This is a genomic window from Pseudomonas sp. PDM32 (assembly GCF_019219225.1).
In the GTDB taxonomy this organism is placed as follows: Bacteria; Pseudomonadota; Gammaproteobacteria; order Pseudomonadales; family Pseudomonadaceae; genus Aquipseudomonas; species Aquipseudomonas laurylsulfatiphila.
Map to the genome: position 1 here is coordinate 457865 of NZ_JAHUWE010000002.1, position 23588 is coordinate 481452.

Annotated in this window: 21 protein-coding genes; 5 read left to right on the forward strand and 16 right to left on the reverse strand. The window is 57.9% G+C overall.

The features are described 5' to 3' along the window. The first annotated feature begins 202 nt into the window (after nucleotides 1-202). Nucleotides 203-619: an OsmC family protein gene (locus KW846_RS05625; RefSeq protein ID WP_218481574.1), complete on the forward strand. Its 417-nt coding sequence runs from the start codon at nucleotides 203-205 to the stop codon at nucleotides 617-619. Between the two features lie 62 nt (nucleotides 620-681). Beyond that, nucleotides 682-1542 carry a pirin family protein gene (locus tag KW846_RS05630; RefSeq protein WP_218481575.1) on the forward strand — a complete coding sequence of 287 codons (861 nt, stop codon included), beginning with the start codon at nucleotides 682-684 and terminating at the stop codon, nucleotides 1540-1542. Between the two features lie 87 nt (nucleotides 1543-1629). Here the strand turns inward: KW846_RS05630 and KW846_RS05635 are convergent, their stop codons facing one another. The 4 genes from KW846_RS05635 to KW846_RS05650 form a co-directional block, all read right to left on the reverse strand. Continuing rightward, nucleotides 1630-2358, reverse strand: a complete 729-nt coding sequence (locus KW846_RS05635; RefSeq protein ID WP_218481576.1) for a dienelactone hydrolase family protein — start codon at nucleotides 2356-2358, stop codon at nucleotides 1630-1632. A gap of 67 nt (nucleotides 2359-2425) precedes the next feature. Next, entirely contained in the window at nucleotides 2426-4330 is a 1905-nt protein-coding gene (htpG, locus tag KW846_RS05640) for a molecular chaperone HtpG (RefSeq protein WP_218481577.1), read from the reverse strand. 81 nt (nucleotides 4331-4411) lie between these two features. Continuing rightward, entirely contained in the window at nucleotides 4412-4864 is a 453-nt protein-coding gene (locus tag KW846_RS05645) for a PaaI family thioesterase (protein ID WP_007977526.1), read from the reverse strand. Further along, the gene (locus KW846_RS05650; protein ID WP_218481578.1) at nucleotides 4861-5337 is read right to left on the reverse strand and encodes a PaaI family thioesterase; all 477 of its coding nucleotides are present in this window, start codon (nucleotides 5335-5337) and stop codon (nucleotides 4861-4863) included. Before KW846_RS05650 ends, KW846_RS05645 begins: the two co-directional genes overlap by 4 nt. Before the next feature lie 159 nt (nucleotides 5338-5496). Here KW846_RS05650 and KW846_RS05655 point away from each other — a divergent pair, with 159 nt between their 5' ends. Further along, a complete protein-coding gene (locus tag KW846_RS05655; protein ID WP_007977522.1) occupies nucleotides 5497-5769 on the forward strand; it encodes a hypothetical protein in 273 nt (90 codons plus the stop codon). Between the two features lie 67 nt (nucleotides 5770-5836). On the opposite strand, the gene KW846_RS05660 is transcribed toward KW846_RS05655, so the two are convergent. After that, complete coding sequence (locus KW846_RS05660) at nucleotides 5837-6238, reverse strand: MAPEG family protein (RefSeq protein WP_116582318.1); 402 nt, start codon at nucleotides 6236-6238, stop codon at nucleotides 5837-5839. Continuing rightward, nucleotides 6238-6975 (reverse strand): DUF599 domain-containing protein, encoded by a 738-nt coding sequence (locus KW846_RS05665; protein ID WP_007977519.1) that lies wholly within the window; start codon nucleotides 6973-6975, stop codon nucleotides 6238-6240. The genes KW846_RS05660 and KW846_RS05665 overlap by 1 nt, the downstream gene beginning before the upstream one ends. Before the next feature lie 308 nt (nucleotides 6976-7283). On the opposite strand from KW846_RS05665, the gene KW846_RS05670 reads away from it, so the two are divergent. Then, nucleotides 7284-8528 (forward strand): hypothetical protein, encoded by a 1245-nt coding sequence (locus KW846_RS05670; protein ID WP_218481579.1) that lies wholly within the window; start codon nucleotides 7284-7286, stop codon nucleotides 8526-8528. An 89-nt stretch (nucleotides 8529-8617) separates the two neighbouring features. On the opposite strand, the gene brnQ is transcribed toward KW846_RS05670, so the two are convergent. The 10 genes from brnQ to sdhC form a co-directional block, all read right to left on the reverse strand. Continuing rightward, complete coding sequence (brnQ, locus tag KW846_RS05675) at nucleotides 8618-9931, reverse strand: branched-chain amino acid transport system II carrier protein (RefSeq protein WP_007977517.1); 1314 nt, start codon at nucleotides 9929-9931, stop codon at nucleotides 8618-8620. Between the two features lie 354 nt (nucleotides 9932-10285). After that, entirely contained in the window at nucleotides 10286-11167 is an 882-nt protein-coding gene (gene sucD / locus KW846_RS05680; RefSeq protein WP_003223019.1) for a succinate--CoA ligase subunit alpha, read from the reverse strand. Further along, nucleotides 11167-12333, reverse strand: a complete 1167-nt coding sequence (gene sucC / locus KW846_RS05685) for an ADP-forming succinate--CoA ligase subunit beta (RefSeq protein ID WP_003223015.1) — start codon at nucleotides 12331-12333, stop codon at nucleotides 11167-11169. Before sucC ends, sucD begins: the two co-directional genes overlap by 1 nt. A gap of 181 nt (nucleotides 12334-12514) precedes the next feature. Beyond that, nucleotides 12515-13951: a dihydrolipoyl dehydrogenase gene (gene lpdA, locus KW846_RS05690; RefSeq protein WP_007977515.1), complete on the reverse strand. Its 1437-nt coding sequence runs from the start codon at nucleotides 13949-13951 to the stop codon at nucleotides 12515-12517. Between the two features lie 98 nt (nucleotides 13952-14049). Next, entirely contained in the window at nucleotides 14050-15270 is a 1221-nt protein-coding gene (gene odhB, locus KW846_RS05695; RefSeq protein WP_007977514.1) for a 2-oxoglutarate dehydrogenase complex dihydrolipoyllysine-residue succinyltransferase, read from the reverse strand. Nucleotides 15271-15312: 42 nt separating this feature from the next. Continuing rightward, nucleotides 15313-18144, reverse strand: a complete 2832-nt coding sequence (locus tag KW846_RS05700; RefSeq protein ID WP_007977512.1) for a 2-oxoglutarate dehydrogenase E1 component — start codon at nucleotides 18142-18144, stop codon at nucleotides 15313-15315. Nucleotides 18145-18397: 253 nt separating this feature from the next. Then, entirely contained in the window at nucleotides 18398-19102 is a 705-nt protein-coding gene (locus KW846_RS05705) for a succinate dehydrogenase iron-sulfur subunit (RefSeq protein WP_003223007.1), read from the reverse strand. Between the two features lie 11 nt (nucleotides 19103-19113). Continuing rightward, complete coding sequence (gene sdhA, locus KW846_RS05710) at nucleotides 19114-20886, reverse strand: succinate dehydrogenase flavoprotein subunit (protein ID WP_007977510.1); 1773 nt, start codon at nucleotides 20884-20886, stop codon at nucleotides 19114-19116. Nucleotides 20887-20889: 3 nt separating this feature from the next. After that, nucleotides 20890-21258 carry a succinate dehydrogenase, hydrophobic membrane anchor protein gene (sdhD, locus tag KW846_RS05715; protein WP_007977503.1) on the reverse strand — a complete coding sequence of 123 codons (369 nt, stop codon included), beginning with the start codon at nucleotides 21256-21258 and terminating at the stop codon, nucleotides 20890-20892. Next, nucleotides 21252-21626, reverse strand: a complete 375-nt coding sequence (gene sdhC, locus KW846_RS05720; protein ID WP_015096190.1) for a succinate dehydrogenase, cytochrome b556 subunit — start codon at nucleotides 21624-21626, stop codon at nucleotides 21252-21254. Before sdhC ends, sdhD begins: the two co-directional genes overlap by 7 nt. Before the next feature lie 363 nt (nucleotides 21627-21989). Here sdhC and gltA point away from each other — a divergent pair, with 363 nt between their 5' ends. Next, nucleotides 21990-23279, forward strand: a complete 1290-nt coding sequence (gltA, locus tag KW846_RS05725; protein WP_007977501.1) for a citrate synthase — start codon at nucleotides 21990-21992, stop codon at nucleotides 23277-23279. Nucleotides 23280-23588 lie beyond the last annotated feature (309 nt).

Below are 23588 nucleotides of genomic sequence, written 5' to 3' on the forward strand. Positions count from 1 at the left end.
AGCGGGTTCTTTAGACGGTATCGGACTGTTGAAAATTTGCGTAAGACGAAAATGTGATATCAAAACAACACTACTGCGACGGTAACGATTCAGCGAAAAGCCCCACCTGTACAAGAAAACCGGAACGCATATCCGGCACCATGCTCTATACCTTCAAGGTCTTTTTGATCGAATAAATATCCTGTCGCCTGCGAGGTTTCCCATGACCGTTACCGTCAACACCGTTTCTGCCGAAGGCTTTCGCCACAGCGTACAAATCGATGAGCACGAACTCTTCGCCGACGTGCCCGTCACGGCGGGCGGAGAAGGCACCGCGCCGGAACCGCACGATTATTTCGATGCCGCGCTCGGCGCCTGCAAAGCCCTGACCCTCAAGCTCTATGCGAAGAAGAAGGACATCCCGCTGACCGGTGTCGGCGTCGAGGTCAAGCGCGACAACAGCCTGGAACAGAAAGGCCAATACACGCTGCACGTCAAACTGACCCTCAAGGGCGTACTCACTGACGCCCAGCGCGACGAGCTGCACCGCGTGGCCGATCGCTGCCCGATCCACAAGCTGATGACCACGTCTGAAGTCAGCATCGAAACGCATTTGTCCGAAGGCGCCTTCAGCCAATAGCGGCAAGGGCTGCGCAAGCGGGTTATGCTCGAACACATCACCCGCTCAGCCTGGAACGCACCATGACCACTCCGCTCGTGATCCGCCCCCGCACCGAAGACGTCGAAGGCCAGCCGATCCTGCGCCCACTGCCATCCGCCAAGTGCCGCAGCGTCGGGCCATTCGTGTTTTTCGATCACATGCTGGAAACCCGTTATCCGCCGGGTAAAGGCATGAATATCCGCCAGCATCCGCACATTGGCCTGTCCACCCTGACCTATTTGTTCCAAGGGCAAATCCGGCACAAGGACAGCCTGGGCTCCGATCAGGTTGTTGATACCGGCGATGTCAGCTGGATGACGGCCGGCAGCGCCATTGCCCACGTCGAACGCACGCCCGAGGCACTCAAGGAGAGCGGCTTCACGATGCACGGCTTGCAGATCTGGCTGGCATCGCCCAAGGACAAAGAACAGGGTCCGGGGCATTACAGCCACCATCCGGCGTCCACTTTGCCGGTCAGCGAAAACCTGGGGGTGAAGATCCGCATGATTGCCGGATCCGGCTTTTGCCTGGAGTCACCGGTGCCGGTGCTTTCTCCTACGTTGTACGCAGAATTGCACCTGCAAACGGCGACGACATTGCTGATTCCCACCGAGCATGAAGAACGTGCGCTGTATGTGTTGAGCGGCGAAGTGCAACTGGATGGCGAGCTGATAGAGCCGTATTCGCTAGTTGTGTTGCCGACCGGGGAAGAAATGACGCTTTTCGCTGAAAGCGACAGTCACGCCGTGCTGTTTGGCGGCGCGCCGCTGGACGGGCCACGGCGGATCAACTGGAATTTTGTCGCGAGCGATCCGGCGGCGATTGATGAAGCGCGCCGGCGATGGGCGGCCGGGGACTGGCCGACGGTGCCGGGGGAAGTTGACAGGATCGAGCTGCCCTGAAAGATCGCAGCCTTCGGCAGCTCCTACAGGGAAAGGCGTTCTCCTGCAGGAGCTGCCGCAGACTGCGATCTCTTGATCCTGGGGCAATCAGCCCTTGAACACTTCATCCAGCAGATCGTGCATCGAAGTGAAGGCCCGGGCAGCCACCTTGGCGTCATACATCATCATCCCCGGCACATTCGCATGCGGATCGGTGAAGGAGTGGAACGCCCCACCGTAGCTCAGCAACTGCCAGTCCACACCGGCCGCGTTCATTTCATCTTCGAACGCCGGCAACTGTTCCTTCGGCACCAGTGGATCGGAAGCACCGTGCAGGACCAGGACCTTACCCTTGATGTTTTTCGCGTCGGCCGGATTCGGGGTGTCCAGCGTGCCGTGGAAGGATACCGCGGCCTTCACCGGCGCACCGGTACGGGCAAACTCCAGGGCACAGCAGCCGCCGAAACAGAAACCGTAGGTCGCCAGCTTCGACGTATCGACGGCCGCCTCGCCCTGGCTCTGCAACTGTTCGAACGCTACCTGCATGCGCTTGCGCAGTAACCCACGGTCATTCTTCAACGGCATCATTGCCGCCCCGGCCTCGTCATTGTTCGACGGACGAACCGATTGCCCGTAAAGGTCGGCGATCAGCACCACGTAGCCCTTGGCCGCCACGGACCTGGCGATCTCCTCGGCACCGGCGCTGACGCCCATCCAGTTCGGCGCCATCAACAAACCCGGACGCGGGCCTTTATGGTCGGCATCGAAAGCCAGACGGCTTTCGTAGGCCTGGCCATCGATCTGATAGGCAACGGAACGTACAGTGATTTGGCTCATTTCTGACTCCTGATTGTTGAACACCAGAATGAAAAAACCCGCCGAAGCGGGTTTTTCTACAACACAGTCAAGCGGATAGCTCGACCAACAGTTTGTTCAAGCGGCGCACATAGGCCGCCGGATCTTTCAAGCTGTCGCCGGCCGCCAGGGCCGCCTGATCGAAGAGAATGTGCGACAGATCGCCAAAGCGCTCGTCACTCTGCTCATTGTCGAGCTTCTCGATCAGCGGGTGAGCCGGGTTGAATTCGAAGATCGGCTTCGAATCCGGAACCTTCTGCCCGCTGGCTTCGAGGATCTGGCGCATCTGCAGGCCCAGGTCCTGCTCGCCGATGGCCAGAATCGCCGGGGAATCGGTCAGACGATGGGAGACCCGCACTTCAGCAACGGAGTCGCCCAGTGCAGTCTTCAGACGCTCAACCAGGCCTTCTTTGGACTTGGCGACTTCTTCCGCAGCTTTCTTGTCTTCTTCCGAATCCAGGTTGCCGAGGTCCAGGTCACCGCGCGCCACGTCGACGAAGCTCTTGCCGTCGAAGTCGCTGAGGTAGCTCATCAGCCACTCGTCGATGCGGTCGGTCAACAGCAGCACTTCGATGCCTTTCTTGCGGAAGACTTCCAGGTGCGGGCTGTTCTTGACCTGTGCGTAGGTTTCGCCGGTCAGGTAGTAGATCTTGTCCTGACCTTCCTTGGCGCGCGCCAGGTACTCGGCCAGGCCGACAACCTGCTCGCCGTCGTCGCCATGGGTCGATGCGAAACGCAGCAGACCGGCGATTTTTTCCTTGTTGGCGAAATCTTCTGCCGGGCCTTCCTTCATGACCTGACCGAAGTTTTTCCAGAAGCCCTTGTATTGCTCAGGCTCGTTCTTCGCCAGTTTTTCCAGCATGTCCAGCACGCGCTTGGTCAGTGCCGACTTCATGGAGTCGATGATCGGGTCTTTCTGCAGGATTTCCCGCGACACGTTCAGCGACAGGTCGTTGGAGTCGACCACACCCTTGATGAAGCGCAGGTACAGCGGCAGGAAGGACTCGGCCTGATCCATGACGAACACGCGCTGCACGTACAACTTCAGGCCTTTTGGCGCTTCACGCTGGTACAGATCGAACGGAGCGCGGGTCGGCACGTACAGCAGCGAGCTGTATTCCAGCTTGCCTTCGACCTTGTTGTGGCTCCAGCTCAGCGGGTTTTCGAAATCGTGAGCGATGTGCTTGTAGAACTCCTGGTATTCCTCGTCCTTGATCTCGGTACGCGGACGGGTCCACAGAGCGCTGGCGCGGTTGACGGTTTCCCATTCAACGGCCGGTTTCTCTTCGCCTTCAACGGCCGCCACTTCTTTCGGCAACTCGATCGGCAAGGCGATGTGGTCGGAGTATTTCTTGATGATGTTGCGCAGGCGCCAGCCATCGGCGAACTCGTCTTCACCGGATTTCAGGTGCAGGACAATGCGAGTGCCGCGCTCGGCCTTGTCGATGGTCGCAACTTCGAAGTCACCTTCGCCCTTGGACGACCAGTGCACGCCTTCGCTGGCAGCGCTGCCGGCACGACGGCTGTACACATCGACTTTGTCGGCGACGATGAAGGCGGAGTAGAAACCGACACCGAACTGGCCGATCAGGTGCGAGTCTTTCTTCTGGTCGCCGGTCAGGTGCTTCATGAAATCGGCGGTGCCGGATTTGGCGATGGTCCCCAGGTGGGTGATCGCGTCTTCGCGGTTCATGCCGATACCGTTGTCTTCGAGGGTGACGGTTTTAGCGTCCTTGTCGAAGCTCACGCGGATTTTCAGTTCGGCGCCGCCTTCCAGCAGCTCTGGCTTGGCCAGGGCTTCGAAACGTAATTTGTCGACAGCGTCAGAGGCGTTCGAGATCAATTCGCGAAGGAAAATTTCCTTGTTGGAATACAGCGAATGGATCATGAGATGCAGCAGCTGCTTCACCTCGGTCTGGAAGCCCAGGGTTTCCTTTTGAGTTTCCACACTCATGGTCATCAAACTCCAATCAGATGGCATAAGCCGCGACCTTGAGGGTCGGCGGCGGGTTGTCATCTGAGTTTGGGGCTGAGTTCAGGATTTCAAGGGCTCCTCGAGTTTGAAATGTGCACGGGCCGTGGCAATGGGTTCGGCCTCGGTACTTTGCCAGGCGGTAATCGCCACGTTGGCAACCCGCCGTCCCTGGCGGCAAACCTGGCATCGGGCCCAGGTGTCGCGAAACTGCCCGGCCCGCAGGTAATCCAGGGAGAAGTCGATGATCTTCGGCACCCCGGATGATCCGGTAAACACCAGCAGATGCAGCGCCGCGGCCAATTCCATGAACCCGGCGATCACCCCGCCATGAATCGCCGGCAGCAAAGGGTTACCAATGTTGTCCTTGTTCGCCGGCAATTTGAACAGCAGCTCATCGCCCACCCGTGAACACTCGACGCCGATCAGCCGGGCATAGGGAATCAAACCCAGCAGCGAGGCGTAATCGCCCTGCTCATGGGCCTTTTGCAATTGATCCTTCAGCGACTCGCTCATTGCGCACCTCCGGCAACCGCGCCACCGAAGCCCTTGGTGCCTTTGATGCCCTTGCCCATGCGCATGAATGTGCCCATCACATGGGCAATGGGTTGTCCGGGGTCGTCCTGATAGGCAAAGCCACGGGCAAAAATCACGTCGGTGGTGACCCGGTAGCACTGGGCGAAGCCATAGACATCCTTGTACGGTTCAGCGGCGTGCATGTAGTCGATGCGCAGGTCGAGGGTCGGACAGACTTCGAACTCCGGGAGCACACAGAGCGTCGCCATGCCACAGGCCGTGTCCATCAGCGAGGTCAGTGCCCCGCCATGAATCACACCGGTTTCGGGATTGCCAACGATCTGCGGGCTGTATGGCAGCACAATCGTCAGCCCTTCGCTGCTGGCGCTGTGAACGCTTAGTCCGAGTACCTGACAATGTCGCAGCGCCGACAAAAAGCGCTTCGCTCGCTCAAAAACGGGGTTCTCAGCCATTTGATAAACACTCTTGTTTAGGTTCGTGCAATGCGGTGGCAGTCCGGGTAAAAGTTCCGCATTAGAACAAAACTTATATATCTGAAAGAATTAAGGAACTTAATCCTGATGTATGGGTTCTTAAGGCCAGTAGATGCTTTTCATCAGGAGAAACACCCCATGCGTAAGACTTTAGCTATTGCCTTGATGTTGACCGCTTCCCTCGGTCTCGCTGCCTGCGATAAAAAATCCGAGGACAAAGCTCAAGAAGCTAACAAACATGCTGAGCAAGCTCAGCAAGACATGAGCAAAGCTCAGGATAAAGTGAACGACGCGGCGAAAGAAAACGCCGAAGCTGCCAAAGCTCAGGCTGAATCGAACGCGGAAGCGGCAAAAGAGGCTGCTCCGGCTGCACCGGCCACTCCGGCCGCTCCAGAAGCGCCTAAAAACTAATCCGGTTTTTAGCGTGATAAAAGAAAACCCGCCAAGTGCGGGTTTTCTTTTGCCTACAAAAAAATGCCTAGAGCAAAATCGTTCGAAAAGTCGGACTAATCATCAGCAACAGCGAGCAGATTAATCCCACCAGCCAGACCAGACTGCGTTGCCAGGCCAGGTCCTTCCAGTAACACACCAGATAAATAACCCGAGTGATCACAAAGATGATCGCGAGCAAATCGATGAGCCAGCCCGCCGTCTGCGTTGTATGCGCCATCAACACACCCACCGCAAACAATATGAAGGCTTCAAAACTATTCTGATGTGCCGCCACCGCACGGGCACCAAAACCTGTGAGTTGGCCCTGCTGCTGGCGCGGCAGATGATTGTTGTAACCGCCCTGCTCTTTCATGGCCTTGGTCACGGGCATACGCGCCACGTAAATCAGCACGGCACTGATAAACACGCACCAGAACGGAATACTCATCAAGCAGCCTCTTTGATCACCTCGGGCAATGGCGCCTCTGTAGGGGTATAGACCATCACATCGAGAACGTCAGAGTGAAACTCGCGGCGGTACAACACGAATACCACGCCGGCACTCATCAACATGAACAACCAGGGGCTGACAAACCAGGCCAGCATGGTCATGCCGAAATAGTAGGAACGCAGCCCGAAGTTGAACTGGTTGGCGGCCATGGAGATGACACGGGCCGCGCGGGAAGCAAACGCCTTGCGCTCTTGCTCCGACACAAGACGCTCGCCGACCATTGGCGCCGAACCCACCAGTACCGCCGCAAAGTTGTACTGGCGCATGCACCAGCTGAACGTGAAGAACGCATAGACAAACACCAGCGCCAGGCACAGCAACTTGATTTCCGACATGCCCTGGGACGCCTGCTGCACCATCGGGATATCCGCCAGCAACGATACCGCCCTTTCCGAAGCCCCCAGCACCGTGAGAATACCGGCCAGGATAATCAACGTACTGGAGGCGAAGAACGAAGCGTTGCGTTCCAGGTTTCCGATCACGCTGGCATCGGCGATACGGTTGTCGCGCAGCAGCATGCGACGCATCCAGTCTTCACGATAGAGGTGCAGCACACTGGCCAGGCACGCGGTGTCACGGCCTTTCCAGGTGGCATAACGGGTGTACCCGCCCCAGCAGATGACGAACCAGATGGCGGCAAGGATGTGGATCAGGTTGGCTTGGATGAACGACATGCAGGTCCTTGTTTGATTCTGACTTTGGAGAACACTGTGACAGCGGTTAATTCATTGGCCGGATCTTTCCACGCAGCCACAGGTACAGCTTCGACGTGAGCAAAAGGAAAAAGGCACGCTGCAACGCCACTGTGGCAAAGATGCGCTGGATGCCAACAACATCGATACAGGGAGACTATAAGAAAAAAGCCATCAATAGCTGTCATTTCTAACAGCTATTAATGCCATCCAACGCTGAGTAACTTGAGCGATCATCCCGCATGAATGTGTGTGTCGGGATTTACTCCATTTACGCAGCGAGTCCAATCATGTCCCACAACAAAATTGTTTCCGTCGAACAGGGCCTTGACCCCGCTTTCGCCAATCGCGGCATGTTCTACGAATTTGCTCCTGGCAGTTCGCCCATGCAAATCCTGGGAGTCCGTACCGACGGAAAAATCCTGCTCGCGGGGTCCGCAAAAGGAGTTCCCACGGAGCCGACGCGACTGCAATTTCAACTTGCTCAACTACTGGAAAATGGTACCCCAGACCCGGATTTCGGAAACAATGGCATCGTTACAGGAGGCTTCAAGGATAATATCGACGCTGAGACAAATGGCGCCTGTTTACTCGAGAACGGCAAGACTCTGCTCATCGGCACACACTATGGTGAACGGGCTCAATTGGCCTTTGCCAGATTTCTTAAAGATGGGTCACTGGACAATACGTTTGGAACTGGGGGCATTTACATTCCTCCTATTCCAAGTACCTCAAAGCGCCCCAAAACCCCGGCATCCCCCAAGAATAAGCGCAATGCCCTTCGTCTCGCCATGGCGATAGGATCGAATGGTGAAATCATAACGGCAACCGGAAACAAGGTAAGGCGATATCTGAACAATGGACATGAAGCTTCCGAGTTCATTGTGCAACTCCTCAATACCCACGCAGTAGGGGTTACAGCAGATGGAAAAATTACCGTCGCCGGCATAAACCGAGCAAGAAAGGGAACGATTGCTCGCTTCAATGCCAATGGCGGTCCAGACCTTGGTTTTGGAGACAACGGCTATGTAGTTTTCAGTATTGCCGAAGGCAGCGAGGCAGCGACACTCGTTTACAGCTTGCTTCTACGCGATGACGGTAGTTTGTTTGTCACCGGCCTGATGGACGCCGACATTTTTGATGAGACGGGATCCAAACAACGAGGAATGCTCGCCGCGTTCAATAGCAACGGCACCCCAAATCTGGTCTTCAACGGTGGTAAACCGGTTGTCACCGAACTCCCTTCCGGTCAAGCCTGTCGTTGGAGGGCAATCACCGCAGCCTCGGCAGACCGACTCGTTGTCGTAGGTTCAACAGGCTTAAAAGGCAGCGAAAGCAGTCTGATTGCACGCTATAAAACAACCGGGGAGCCTGATACCTCATTTGGCGACGGCGGATTCCGGGTAACCGATATCGGATCCGGTCGCGAAGAATGGCTATCAGTGAGGGTTCAGCCCGACCAAAAAATATTGGCGTCCGGCGACGGCACACCCAAAACAGATCCTGCAACGCTGGTCCGCTATCGCGAAACATAAGCGCACTCGCCATAAAAAAATGCCCCGCATCGATTGATACGGGGCATTTCTGTTGTGTTCACTGGCCCGCTTGTGACGGGCCGGTAATCTTAAGCCAGCGCTTCTTCGCGCTTGCCCAGCAGACGGTCGCAGACAACGGCAACCACCAGTGTCATCACCGAAGGCACCAGCCAGGCCAGGCCCTGCTCGCTCAGCGGCAGGTGGGCCATTTGCGTCGGCATCCAGTCCGCCAGGCCTGCGCCCTTGAGGGCGTCGATCAGGCCGAAGATGAACGACACCAGCATGACCGGGCCGAGGATACGACCCTGCTCATGCCAGAAGTCCTTGCAGAAGCTCAACGCCACCAGAACGATGCACGGAGGGTAGATCGCGGTGAGCACCGGGATCGAGAACGCAATCAGCTTGGTCAGGCCCAGGTTGGACACCAGCAGCGAGAACGCCGCGAGGATGATCACCAGTGTCTTGTAGGACAGCGGCACCACTCGGCTGAAATACTCGGCGCAGGCACAGGTCAGGCCGACCGCGGTCACCAGGCACGCCAGGGAAATCAGCACGGCCAGGAAACCGCTGCCCAGCGAACCGAAGGTGTGCTGCACGTAAGCGTGCAATACCGCCGCGCCATTGGTAGCGCCAGCGGCCACTTCATGGCTGCCCGAACCGAGACGGAACAGGCTGACGTAAACCAGCGCCAGGCCGACGCCGGCGATCAGGCCGGCGATGATCGCATAACGGGTGATCAGTGCCGGCGACTCGACGCCGCGGGAGCGGATGGCGTTGACGATGACGATGCCGAACACCAGGGCGCCCAGGGTATCCATGGTCAGGTAACCATTGATGAAGCCTTGGGAAAACGGTGCCGCCACATATTCAGGCGTAGCTTGGCCAATGTCTCCGGCCGGCAGGGCGAATGCTGCAATGCCCAGAACGGCCAGGGCGATGATCTTCAGCGGAGCGAGAAAGCGCCCTACGGTATCCAGCAAACGGCCTGGGTACAGCGAGATGAAGAACACCAGCAGGAAGTAAACCGAGCTGTACAGGAACAATGCCAGCGGGCTCTCGCCGGTCAGCGGCGCCAGGCCCACTTCGAAGGATACCGTCGCGGTACGTGGCGTCGCGAACAGCGGGCCAACAGCGAGGTAGCAGGCCGCTGCCAACAGGCCACCGGCGACTTTACCGATCGGGCTGCTCAAGGCATCCATTGCGCCGCCGACCTTGGCCAGCGCCACAACGGTGATCACCGGCAAACCAACAGCCGTGACCAGGAAACCCAACGCCGCCATCCAGACATTGGGCCCGGACTGCAAACCGACGATAGGCGGGAAGATGATGTTGCCAGCCCCGACGAACAGGGCAAACGTCATAAAACCAAGTGCCAGGATGTCCTGGCCTTTCAACACTTTCATTAAGGAAATACCACACTACTGAATCGGAATTTAGAGAGGGATTTCCCTATGGGTGAGGGAAATGCTGTCAGTCCGTATAAGACCGACCCTTTTAGCGCGTTGGTGCCTTGTGGGCCGCGGACGCAAAAATGGCGCGTAGCCTAACGAATTTGGACCAGAAACGCACTGTTAGAGGGCGAACTATCCGATATGCGACATTTCCGTGTCGCGTTTACGTATTAAAAGATCAAAAGATCGCAGCCTTCGGCAGCTCCTACAGGGGAATGCGCAGGCTGCGATCTTTTGATTTTCAAGAATGACAAAGGCCACCCGAAGGTGGCCTTTGCCTGGTGAAGCGTCAGTCAAGCACGAGGCTTACTTGACAGCCCAACCAGTCAGCTCGGCCAGGGCCTTGCCGATGTCTGCCAGCGAACGCACCGTTTTAACGCCTGCGTCTTGCAGGGCAGCGAATTTCTCGTCTGCAGTGCCTTTGCCGCCAGAGATGATTGCGCCAGCATGGCCCATGCGCTTGCCCGGAGGAGCAGTCACACCAGCGATGTAGGAAACAACCGGCTTGGTCACGTGTGCCTTGATGTAGGCAGCCGCTTCTTCTTCAGCCGAACCGCCGATCTCACCGATCATCACGATCGCTTCGGTCTTCGGGTCTTCCTGGAACAGCTTCAGGATGTCGATGAAGTTCGAACCCGGGATCGGGTCACCACCGATGCCGACGCAAGTCGACTGACCGAAACCGGCGTCAGTAGTCTGCTTCACCGCTTCGTAGGTCAGGGTGCCGGAACGGGAAACGATACCGACCTTGCCTGGCAAGTGAATGTGACCTGGCATGATGCCGATCTTGCATTCGCCTGGAGTGATCACGCCTGGGCAGTTAGGGCCGATCAGGGTAACACCCAGCTCGTCGCACTTAACTTTAGCGTCCAGCATGTCCAGGGTAGGGATGCCTTCGGTGATGCAAACGATCAGCTTGATGCCGCCGAAAGCAGCTTCCAGGATCGAGTCCTTGCAGAAAGGAGCCGGAACGTAGATCACGCTGGCGGTGGCGCCAGTGGCCGCTACGGCGTCTTTCACGGTGTTGAACACGGGCAGGCCCAGGTGCTCGGTGCCGCCTTTGCCTGGAGTTACACCACCAACCATCTTGGTGCCGTACTCGATGGCTTGCTGGGTGTGGAAACTACCTTGCGAACCGGTAATACCCTGGCAGATAACTTTGGTGTCTTTATTGATCAGGACGCTCATTATTTGCCCTCCGCAGCTTTGACAACTTGTTGAGCAGCGTCGGTCAGGCTGGTAGCAGCGATGATGTTCAAACCGCTTTCTGCCAGTACTTTAGCGCCCAGCTCAGCGTTGTTGCCTTCAAGGCGAACAACAACCGGGATTTTCACGCCGACTTCCTTCACCGCGCCGATGATGCCTTCGGCAATCATGTCGCAACGAACGATGCCGCCGAAGATGTTGACCAGTACTGCAGCGACGTTAGTGTCGGACAGGATGATCTTGAACGCTTCGGTAACGCGTTCCTTGGTAGCACCGCCGCCCACGTCGAGGAAGTTGGCTGGCTTGCCGCCATGCAGGTTGACGATGTCCATGGTACCCATGGCCAGGCCAGCACCGTTGACCATGCAACCGATGTTGCCTTCCAGCGCTACGTAGTTCAGTTCGAACTTGGCAGCGTGCGCTTCGCGCGGATCGTCCTGCGACGGATCGTGGAAAGTCTTCAGCTTAGGCTGACGGTACATGGCGTTGGCGTCGATGTTGATCTTGGCGTCCAGGCAGTGCAGATCGCCGTCAGCCTTGATCACCAGCGGGTTCACTTCCAGCAGGGCCAGATCGTGATCCTGGAACAGTTTGGCCAGACCTACGAAGATCTTGGCGAACTGGGCAACTTGCTTGCCTTCCAGACCCAGCTGGAAAGCCAGTTCGCGACCCTGGAATGGCTGAGCGCCAACCAGTGGATCGATAGTGGCCTTCAGAATTTTTTCTGGAGTGTCGTGAGCGATTTTCTCGATGTCCACGCCACCTTCGGTGGAAGCCATGAACACGATGCGACGGCTCGAACGGTCAACGACAGCGCCCAGGTACAGCTCTTTAGCGATATCAGTGCACGATTCAACCAGGATCTTGGTGACTGGCTGACCATTGGCGTCAGTCTGGTAAGTCACCAGACGCTTGCCCAGCCACTGCTGTGCGAAGGCTTTGGCGTCTTCTTTGTTGCGAACCAGCTTGACGCCGCCCGCTTTACCGCGACCACCGGCGTGGACCTGGGCTTTGACAACCCACTCGCTGCCGCCGATTTTGTCGCAAGCTTCTGCTGCTGCTTCCGGGGTGTCTACCGCGTAACCGGTGGATACTGGCAGGCCGTACTCAGCGAACAGCTGCTTACCCTGATACTCGTGAAGATTCATGCTTATTACCGTCTTCGTTAGGTACTGCGCATTCGGTGCTGCACTCGTTCAAGTGCCGCACCACCTGTGACTGCTGCTTGCATAGCTGAGCTATGCAAGACTGCGTCCAGCGGATATTCCGCGGTGAGTCTTGCGTGCAAGGCTCACGACGGGCCAAACCGCCGTGGTTTCTTATTATGTCTTAACGCTTCTTGCGGTTGGCGATGTGGATGGCGCCGCCATTCACTGCCAAAGCAGCTTCGTGCAAGGCTTCAGACAGGGTCGGATGGGAGAAAACCATCATGCCCAGGTCTTCAGCGCTGGTGCCGAATTCCATACCGATCGCGCCCTGCTGAACCAGTTCGGCAGCGCTTGGGCCAATCACGTGGACGCCCAGTACGCGGTCCGTCTTGGCATCTGCGATGACCTTGACGAAACCACCGGTGTCGTTGGCAGCCATGGCACGGCCGGAGGCTGCGAACGGGAAGGTGCCGACGTTAACTTCAACGCCTTCGGCTTTCAAGGCCTGTTCGGTTTTACCAACCCACGCGATTTCCGGGTGAGTATAAATAACCGAAGGGATCAAATCATAGTTCATCTGGGCCTTGTGGCCCTTGATGCGCTCGACAACCATGATGCCTTCTTCGGACGCTTTGTGCGCCAGCATCATGCCGCGAACCACGTCGCCGATGGCGTAAACGCCCGGCACGGTGGTGGCGCAGTGATCGTCAACGTGCACGAAACCGCGCTCGTCCAGGGTCACGCCGCAGTCGGCAGCCAACAGATCAGTGGTCACCGGACGGCGACCAACGGCTACGATCAGCTTGTCGAAAGTGATGTTCTGTTCGCCGTTGGCATCGGTGTAGTTCACCACGACTTCGTCGCCGTTCACTTTGGAACCGGTGACGCGAGCGCCCAGCTTGATGTCCAGACCTTGCTTGGTCAGGGTTTTCAGCGCTTCCTTGGAAACAGCGGTGTCGGCTGCCATCAGGAAGGTGTCCAGGGCTTCCAGGACAGTCACTTCTGCACCCAGACGCGACCAGACCGAGCCCAGTTCCAGACCGATCACGCCAGCGCCGATCACGCCCAGACGTTTTGGAACGGATTGGAATTCCAGGGCGCCGGTGGAGTCGACGATCACATTCTGGTCAACGGGAGCTGGCGGAATGTCGATCGGACGCGAACCTGGTGCCAGGATGACGTTTTCGGCTTCGATGATTTCTACCGAGCCATCAGGCTTGGTGACTTCGACTTTCTTGCCGGCCAGCAGCTTGCCGTGACCCTGGATGGAGGTCACACCGTTGGCTTTGAACAGGGTCGCAACGCCGGAGGTCAGGCCTTTGACGATGTTGGCTTTACGGCCGACCATCGCTGGCACGTCCATGGTCACGCCAGCGTGATTGATACCGTGGATCGCGAAACCGTCCTGGGCTTCGTGGAATTTCCACGAGCTGTCCAGCAGGGCCTTGGATGGAATGCAGCCGACGTTCAGGCAAGTACCGCCCAGAGCCAGTTTGCCTTCCTTGTCGGTGTACTTCTCGATGCAGGCAGTGGAGAGACCCAACTGCGCGGCCTTGATGGCAGCGACGTAACCGCCAGGGCCCGCACCGATCACTACTACGTCAAATTTCTGCGACATTCAAAAAATCCTCTTTAGCGAAAAGCTTCAAGCCGCGAGCGGCAAGCCAGGCTGCGGGTTTTCCGACAGCACGGGCTTGCAGCTCATGGCTGCTTCTATCAGATATCCAGCAACAGACGAGCCGGATCTTCCAGCAGGTTCTTGATGGTCACCAGGAAGGTCACAGCTTCTTTGCCATCGATCAGACGGTGATCGTAGGACAGTGCCAGGTACATCATCGGACGGATAACGACCTGACCATTGATGGCCATAGGACGCTGGATGATGTTGTGCATGCCCAGGATGGCGGCTTGTGGCGGGTTGACGATCGGGGTCGACATCATCGAACCGAAAGTACCGCCGTTGGTGATGGTGAACGTACCACCGGTCATTTCGTCCATCGACAGTTTGCCGTCGCGGGCTTTCTTGCCGAAGGTGGCGATGCCGCCTTCGATTTCAGCCAGGCTCATCAGTTCGGCGTTACGCAGAACCGGTACAACCAGGCCGCGATCGCTGGAAACTGCAACGCCGACGTCAGCGTAGCCGTGGTAAACGATGTCACCGCCGTCGATCGAGGCGTTGACAGCCGGGAAGCGCTTCAGTGCTTCGGTAGCCGCTTTCACGAAGAAGGACATGAAGCCCAGGCGCACGCCGTTGTGGGACTTCTCGAACAGGTCCTTGTACTTCGAACGCAGCGCCATGACTTCGGTCATGTCGACTTCGTTGAAAGTGGTCAGCATCGCCATGTTCGACTGGGCTTCAACCAGACGCTTGGCCACGGTGGCACGAACGCGGGTCATCGGCACGCGCTTCTCGATGCGGTCGCCAGCGGCGAACACAGGAGCAGCGGCAGCCGGAGCAGCAGCCTTGGCAGGTGCGGCAGCAGGAGCAGCTTTCTTGGCTTCGACAGCGGCAACCACGTCTTCCTTGGTGACACGGCCATCTTTGCCGGTGCCTTTGACGGACGCCAGGTTGATGCCGTTTTCTTCGGCCAGCTTGCGAGCGGCTGGAGCGGCGATAGCGTCTTCGTCAGCGCCTGCAGCCGGAGCGGCGGCAGCAGCGGCCGGAGCAGCAGCGGCAGCCGGAGCGGCAGCAGCAGCGCCGCCTTCAACGATGGAGCCCAGGACTTCGTCGGACAGAACGGTGTCGCCTTCGTTCTTGACGATAGCGCCCAGCACGCCGTCAGCGGTAGCCAGCACTTCCAGCACGACTTTGTCGGTTTCGATGTCGACGATCAGTTCGTCGCGCTTGACCGCATCGCCCGGTTGTTTGTGCCAGGTGGCAACGGTGCCATCGGCAACCGATTCCGGGAAAGTGGGGGCTTTGATCTCGATAGCCATTGTCTGTGGTTCCTTAAATTCGGTTTCAGGTGCGCGAAGGCGTTAAACAGTAAAGGCGTCTTGCAGCAGTTTTTCCTGCTGTTCGGCGTGCATCGATGCGTAACCGCATGCCGGTGCAGCAGAAGCCTCACGGCCCGCGTACTCGAGTACGAGAGACTTGTTGAGGTTGCTGATGCTGCGACGCATGTGGTGTTGGCTGCAGTACCAGGCACCCTGGTTCATCGGCTCTTCCTGACACCAGACGGCATGTTTGACGTTGGTATAAGGAGCCAGGACTTCTTTCAAGTCGTCCTCAGGGAATGGGTACAGCTGCTCGATACGCACGATGGCGATGTCGTCACGACCTTCGGCACGGCGTTTTTCCAGCAGGTCGTAGTAGACCTTGCCGCTACACAGAACAACACGCTCGACCTTTTTCGGGTCTTGGGCATCGATTTCCGGGATGACGGTCTGGAACGAACCTTCGGCCAGATCTTCCAGCGTCGAGATGGCCAGCTTGTGGCGCAGCAGCGACTTCGGAGTCAGGACTACCAGTGGCTTGCGCAGCGGGCGAATCACCTGACGGCGCAGCAAGTGGTAGATCTGAGCCGGCGTCGTCGGCATGCACACCTGAATGTTGTGCTCGGCGCACAGCTGCAGGTAACGCTCCAGACGAGCCGAGGAGTGCTCCGGACCCTGACCTTCATAACCGTGCGGCAGCAGCATGGTCAGACCGCACAGACGGCCCCACTTGTGCTCGCCACTGGTGATGAACTGGTCGATTACAACCTGGGCGCCGTTGGCGAAGTCGCCGAACTGGGCTTCCCAGATAACCAGGGCATTCGGCGTGGTAGTCGAGTAACCGTACTCGAACGCCAATACCGCTTCTTCGGACAGGAACGAGTCGTACAGGTCAAAACGCGGCTGACCGTCGTACAGGTTCTGCAGCGGGATGTAGGTGCCCGCGTCTTTCTGGTTGTGCAGGACAGCGTGACGGTGCGAGAACGTACCGCGGCCGATGTCCTGGCCAGTCATGCGAATCGGGTGACCTTCGAACGCCAGGGTCGCGTACGCCATGGTTTCGGCGTAGCCCCAGTTGATCGGCAGGCCACCGGCTTGCATCTTCTGGCGGTCTTCGTAGATCTTGGCAACCTGGCGCTGAACCACGAAGCCTTCCGGGATTTCTAGCAGCTTGGCGGACAGTTCCTGCAAGGTCTTCAGATCGAAACGAGTGTCGTGACGCGCGGTCCAGGTGTGACCCAGGTACGGACGCCAGTCCACGAACAGTTCCTTGTTCGGCTCCTTGACCAGGCTTTTCACAACGTGCAGACCGTTGTCCAGCGCGTTGCGGTATTCGTCGACTTTCGCCTGAACACGCTCTGCATCCAGCACACCGGCCTGAGTCAGACGATCGGCATACAGCTCACGGGTGGTGCGCTGCTTGGTGATCTGCTGATACATCAGAGGCTGGGTGCCGCTTGGCTCGTCGGCCTCGTTGTGGCCGCGACGACGGTAGCAGACCAGGTCGATCACCACGTCACGCTTGAACTGCATGCGGTAGTCGATGGCCAGCTGGGTCACGAACAATACGGCTTCCGGATCATCACCATTCACATGGAGGATCGGCGCCTGGATCATTTTCGCAACGTCGGTCGCGTACTCGGTGGAACGCGAGTCCAGCGGGTTGCTGATGGTGAAACCGACCTGGTTGTTGATCACGATGTGCACGGTACCGCCGGTCTTGAAACCGCGGGTCTGCGACATCTGGAAGGTTTCCATGACCACGCCCTGACCTGCGAACGCAGCGTCACCGTGGATGGAGATCGGCAGAACCTTCTCGCCGGTCGGGTCGTTGCGACGATCCTGACGGGCGCGAACCGAACCTTCGACCACCGGGGAAACGATTTCCAGGTGGGACGGGTTGAACGCCATCGCCAGGTGAACTTCACCGCCGGTGGTCATCACGTTGGACGAGAAGCCCTGGTGGTATTTCACGTCACCGGAACCGAGCTCGACCTTCTTCTTGCCTTCGAACTCGTCGAACAGCTCGCGCGGGTTCTTGCCGAAGGTATTGACCAGCACGTTCAGACGGCCACGGTGGGCCATGCCGATGACGATTTCCTTGGTCCCGTAGGAACCGGAACGCTGGATCAGCTCGTCGAGCATCGGAATCAGGCTTTCGCCGCCTTCCAGACCGAAACGCTTGGTACCCGGGTATTTGGTGCCCAGGTATTTTTCCAGGCCTTCACCGGCGGTCACGCGCTCGAGCAGGTGGCTCTTGATGTCGGCGGAGTACGTCGGACGGCCGCGCACGCTTTCCAGACGCTGCTGGAACCACTGGCGCTGCTCGGAATCGGTGATGTGCGTGAATTCAGCGCCGATGGTGCGGCAATATGTCTGCTGCAACGCTTCGTGAATTTCGCGTAGGCTCGCTTCCTCTTTGCCGATGAACAGGTCGCCGGCACGGAAGGTCGTATCAAGATCGGCATTGGTCAAGCCGTAATGATTGATCGACAGGTCCGCAGGTGCAGGACGCTGCCACAGTCCCAGCGGGTCAAGCTGGGCTGCCTGGTGGCCACGCATACGGTAGGCCTGGATCAATCGCAGCACTTCAACTTGCTTCTTCTCGTGCTCACTGCTCACGCTGCCGGCAGAAACCGGTTGGGCGCGGCGCTGGTTCTTTGCCAGCAAGACGAAATGATCGCGAATTGTGGAGTGCGAAACATCGGTGGCAGAGTTGCCGTCAGCAGGCAACTTCTGGAAGTAGGTGCGCCACTCTTCTGGCACAGCGTTAGGGTCGTGCAGGTAGAGCTCATAAAGCTCTTCCACATAGGCAGCGTTACTACCGGATAGGTAGGCACTGTTCCACATGCGCTGCATCACGCTTTCTTGCATGCTTGGTCACCCTCGGTTAGGGGAACACCACCGGTGTCGACACCGAGCAAACTTGCAGAAGTCCGAATGCAGCGACCAAAACAAGCCACTAGGATCACACTGATAGTCCGGGTACCAGCCCGGATGCCCCTGCTTGTCTCATTTCTTCAAAATAAGAGCCGCAGCCTTTTAAGCTGCTGCTCAGGTTAAAACTACGGCGCCGGTTGAAGCCTGCGCCGCAGCATCTACGGGTACAGCGGGTACAGCAGCTGAATCACACGCCGCTCGAGAGCAACATGTTACGGATGTGACCGATGGCCTTAGTCGGGTTCAGGCCTTTCGGACATACGTTGACGCAGTTCATGATCCCGCGGCAGCGGAATACGCTGAACGGGTCATCCAGCGAAGCCAGACGCTCGGACGTCTTGGTGTCACGGCTGTCTGCCAGGAAGCGGTACGCTTGCAGCAGGGCGGCCGGGCCCAGGAACTTGTCCGGGTTCCACCAGAAGGACGGGCAGGAAGTCGAGCAGCAAGCGCACAGGATGCACTCGTACAGGCCGTCCAGCTTTTCACGTTCTTCAGGGGACTGCAGACGCTCGATGGCCGGAGCCGGCGTGTCGTTCTGCAGGTATGGCTTAACCTTCTCGTATTGCTTGTAGAAGATGCTCATATCGACGACCAGGTCACGGATAACCGGCAAACCTGGCAGAGGACGAACGATCAACTTGTTACCTTTTACGACAGCAGACAGTGGCGTGATGCACGCCAGGCCGTTTTTGCCGTTGATGTTCATGCCGTCGGAACCGCAAACACCTTCACGGCAAGAGCGACGATAGGAGAAACCTTCGTCCTGCTCTTTGATCAGGGCCAGCACGTCCAGCACCATCAGGTCTTTACCACCGGTATCGACCTGGAATTCCTGCATGAACGGCGCAGCGTCCTGATCAGGGTTGTAACGATATACACTGACTTGCAACATGGCGGTCACCCTTAATAAGTCCGGACTTTAGGTTCGAAAGTCGGAACAGTCTTCGGCGAGAAGTTCACGGCACGCTTGGTGACGCGCTTGTCACCCGGGAAGTACAGGGTGTGGCACAGCCAGTTTTCGTCGTCACGGTCTTCGAAGTCTTCACGGGCGTGTGCGCCGCGGGACTCTTTACGTACTTCGGCAGCGATGGCGGTAGCTTCGGCCACTTCCAGCAGGTTTTGCAGTTCCAGCGCTTCGATACGGGCAGTGTTGAACGCCTGCGACTTGTCGTTGATCTTCACGTTGGCAATGCGGGTACGCAGCTCAGCCAGCTGAGCGATACCTTTCTGCATGTATTCGCCGGTACGGAATACACCGAAGTAGTTCTGCATGCAGCTTTGCAGCTCGCGACGCAGGGTAGCCACGTCTTCGCCATCAGTACGGTTGTTCAGTGCGTTCAGGCGCGACAGGGCAGCTTCGATGTCGGCTTCGGTAGCGTCGTCGTATTCGATACCATCGGTCAGCGCCTTTTCCAGGTGCAGGCCGGCAGCACGGCCGAATACCACCAGGTCGAGCAGCGAGTTGCCGCCCAGACGGTTGGCACCGTGAACCGATACGCAAGCCACTTCACCCACAGCGAACAGACCCGGGATGATCTGGTCGACGCCTTCGGCGTTCTGGGTGATCGCCTGACCATGAATGTTGGTGGCAACGCCGCCCATCATGTAGTGGCAGGTCGGAACAACCGGAACCGGAGCAACCACCGGGTCAACGTGTGCGAAAGTCTTCGACAGTTCGCAGATGCCTGGCAGACGGCTGTGCAGCACTTCCTCGCCCAGGTGGTCGAGTTTAAGCATCACGTGGTCGCCATTCGGACCGCAACCGTTGCCGGCGATGATCTCTTTAACCATCGAACGGGCAACAACGTCACGACCGGCAAGGTCCTTGGCGTTCGGAGCATAACGCTCCATGAAACGCTCGCCGTGCTTGTTGATCAGGTATCCACCTTCACCACGGCAGCCTTCTGTAACCAGTACACCGGCGCCGGCGATACCGGTCGGGTGGAACTGCCACATTTCAATGTCTTGTACCGGTACGCCGGCACGCAGCGCCATGCCAACGCCGTCACCGGTGTTGATCAGGGCGTTGGTGGTCGACGCGTAGATACGGCCTGCACCGCCGGTCGCCAGCACGGTGGCTTTCGCGCGGATGTAGGTGGTTTCACCGGTTTCGATGCAAATCGCGATCACACCGACGAACTCGCCTTCGCCGTTCTTCACCAGATCGACAGCGTAGTACTCGTTCAGGAACGTGGTACCGGCTTTCAGGTTGCCCTGATAGAGGGTGTGCAACAGTGCGTGACCGGTACGGTCGGAGGCAGCGCAAGTACGCGCAGCCTGGCCGCCCTTGCCGTAGTCCTTGGACTGGCCACCGAACGGACGCTGATAGATACGGCCTTGTTCGGTACGCGAGAACGGCAGACCCATGTGGTCCAGCTCGAAAACGGCGGCCGGGCCTTCCTGACACATGTATTCGATAGCGTCCTGGTCACCGATGTAGTCGGAACCCTTGACGGTATCGTACATGTGCCAGCGCCAGTCATCGTTCGGGTCAGCAGACGCGATCGCGCAGGTGATGCCGCCCTGGGCGGATACAGTATGCGAACGGGTCGGGAACACCTTGGTGATCACGGCAGTCTTGTGACCACCTTGCGCCAGTTGCAGCGCTGCGCGCATGCCGGCACCGCCACCACCAATAATGATGGCGTCGAAAGAAATCGTTGGAATGTTAGCCATGAATCAGATACCCCAGAGAATCTGCACACCCCAGACGAAGTAAGCGAACATCGCAACGCCGCATACCGCCTGGAAAAGGAAACGTACTGCAGTCGCGGACTTGCCCAGCGCCATTGGCGTCAGGTAGTCGGTCGCGATGGTCCACATGCCGACCCAGGCGTGAGCACCCAGGGCAACGAGGGCCAGCAGACTGAAGATACGCATCCCGTTGTGGGCGAACAGGCCGTGCCATTGGTCGTAGCCAATGCCCGGGTTCGCTGCGAGGTATCCGATCAGGAAGATGAAATAAGCCGCGAGAACGACCGCAGACACACGTTGCGCCATCCAGTCATAAAGACCGGAACGCGAAAGGTTCGTAACGCTGGTTACCATATCCAAACTCCTGCCAGAACGATCAACACCACGGAAACGGCGATGATAATTTTCGAGCCCAGGCGGCCGCCTTCCAGCGTCTCACCGATGCCCATATCCATGATCAAGTGGCGCACACCGGCTACCAGGTGATACAGAAGAGCGGACAGGAGGCCCCATGCTACGAACTTGGCCAGCGGGCTGGTCAAGCATGCCTTCACCTCGGCAAAACCTTCCTCGGAACCCAGGGATTTGCCCAATGCATAAAGCATGAAGCCGAGGCCCAGGAAGAGGATGATGCCGGAAACACGGTGAAGAAACGACGTAACGCCGGTGATGGGGAGTTTGATGGTCCTTAGGTCTAGGTTTACAGGTCGTTGGCTTTTCACGGCTTTTTTTTCACACTGAAGAGCCCCTAACAATCAGGGCAAAGTTGTTGGGGAGTGCACTGGTCAGGTAACCACCACCCAGGGATGCGACCCCCAATAAAGCAGGCCCAAAAGCCCCTGGCGGTCGGTGGCCGAGTATAGACAGTTAGGCTACTAATGACAACGCAAAGACCTAACCCAAACAGCTGATTGCGCAACGGACATAAAAGGCGTAAATGGCAGCCAATTTCGAGAAAAAAGTCCGGTTAAAGCCTTCTGGAGCAAGACTTTAGGCAAATTGACATTCGAATTTATCTCACTATAGTGGTGCGGGCCCTGCGTGGGGGGTCTGTCTGATGATTTCAAGCATAAATAGGAGGCCACATGGCTGACAAAAAAGCGCAGTTGATCATCGAGGGCGCAGCCCCCGTCGAGCTGCCCATTTTAACCGGCACCGTTGGTCCCGATGTTATCGATGTTCGGGGCCTGACGGCCACGGGCCGTTTCACCTTTGACCCAGGCTTCATGTCGACCGCTTCGTGCGAGTCGAAGATCACCTATATCGACGGCGACAACGGCATCCTGCTGCACCGCGGCTACCCGATCGAACAGCTGGCTGAAAAGTCGGACTACCTGGAAACCTGCTATCTGCTGCTCAACGGCGAACTGCCGACCGCAGAACAGAAGGCCCAGTTCGTCAGCACCGTGAAGAACCACACCATGGTTCACGAGCAGTTGAAGACCTTCTTCAACGGCTTCCGTCGCGACGCCCACCCGATGGCCGTCATGTGCGGCGTAGTCGGCGCCCTCTCGGCCTTCTACCACGACTCCCTGGACATCAATAACCCGCAGCATCGCGAAATCTCCGCGATCCGTCTGGTTGCCAAGATGCCGACCCTGGCAGCGATGGTTTACAAGTACTCCATGGGCCAACCCATGATGTACCCGCGCAACGACCTGTCGTACGCGGAAAACTTCCTGCACATGATGTTCAACACCCCGTGCGAGATCAAACCGATCAGCCCGGTACTCGCCAAGGCCATGGACCGGATCTTCATCCTCCATGCCGACCACGAGCAGAACGCCTCGACGTCCACCGTGCGCCTGGCGGGCTCCTCGGGCGCCAACCCGTTCGCCTGTATCGCTGCCGGCATCGCTGCACTGTGGGGCCCTGCCCACGGCGGTGCAAACGAAGCCGTACTGACCATGCTCGATGAAATCGGCGATGTTTCGAACATCGACAAGTTCATCGCCAAGGCCAAGGACAAGAACGATCCGTTCAAACTGATGGGCTTCGGTCACCGCGTTTACAAAAACCGCGACCCACGCGCCACCGTCATGAAGCAGACCTGCGATGAAGTGTTGAAGGAACTGGGCATCCAGAACGATCCGCAACTCGAACTGGCCATGCGCCTGGAAGAGATCGCCCTGACCGACCCATACTTCATCGAACGCTCGCTGTACCCGAACGTCGACTTCTACTCGGGGATCATCCTCAAGGCGATCGGCATTCCAACCAGCATGTTCACCGTGATCTTCGCCCTGGCACGGACCGTCGGCTGGATCTCCCACTGGAAGGAAATGCTCTCCAGCCCGTACAAGATCGGCCGTCCGCGCCAGCTGTACACCGGCTACGAGTCGCGTGACATCACCAAGCTGGAAGACCGCAAGTAAGCGCTGTCTTGCTGTAGCGAGTTGAGTTGTACCGGGAACGGCCTCTGCTTTTTATATAAAGAGCAGGAGGCCGTTTTTGTTTGTGCGGCTTTTTGATGGTGTACATATCCGTTTCTGCGGTTACGGCCGCTATTGGTTCCGCCCTTACGGCGGGTCACTTGGAAAAGCGCCAAGTAACCAAGCGCTTTTGCCCCTTACATTCGGTGCCTCGCCGTGGCTCGGCATGCCCTCGCTCCGGTCCTGCTCCGTGGGCCCGCCGCCATCGGCCATCCATGGCCGGGGGCGGCTAACCCGGCATCCATGCCGGGT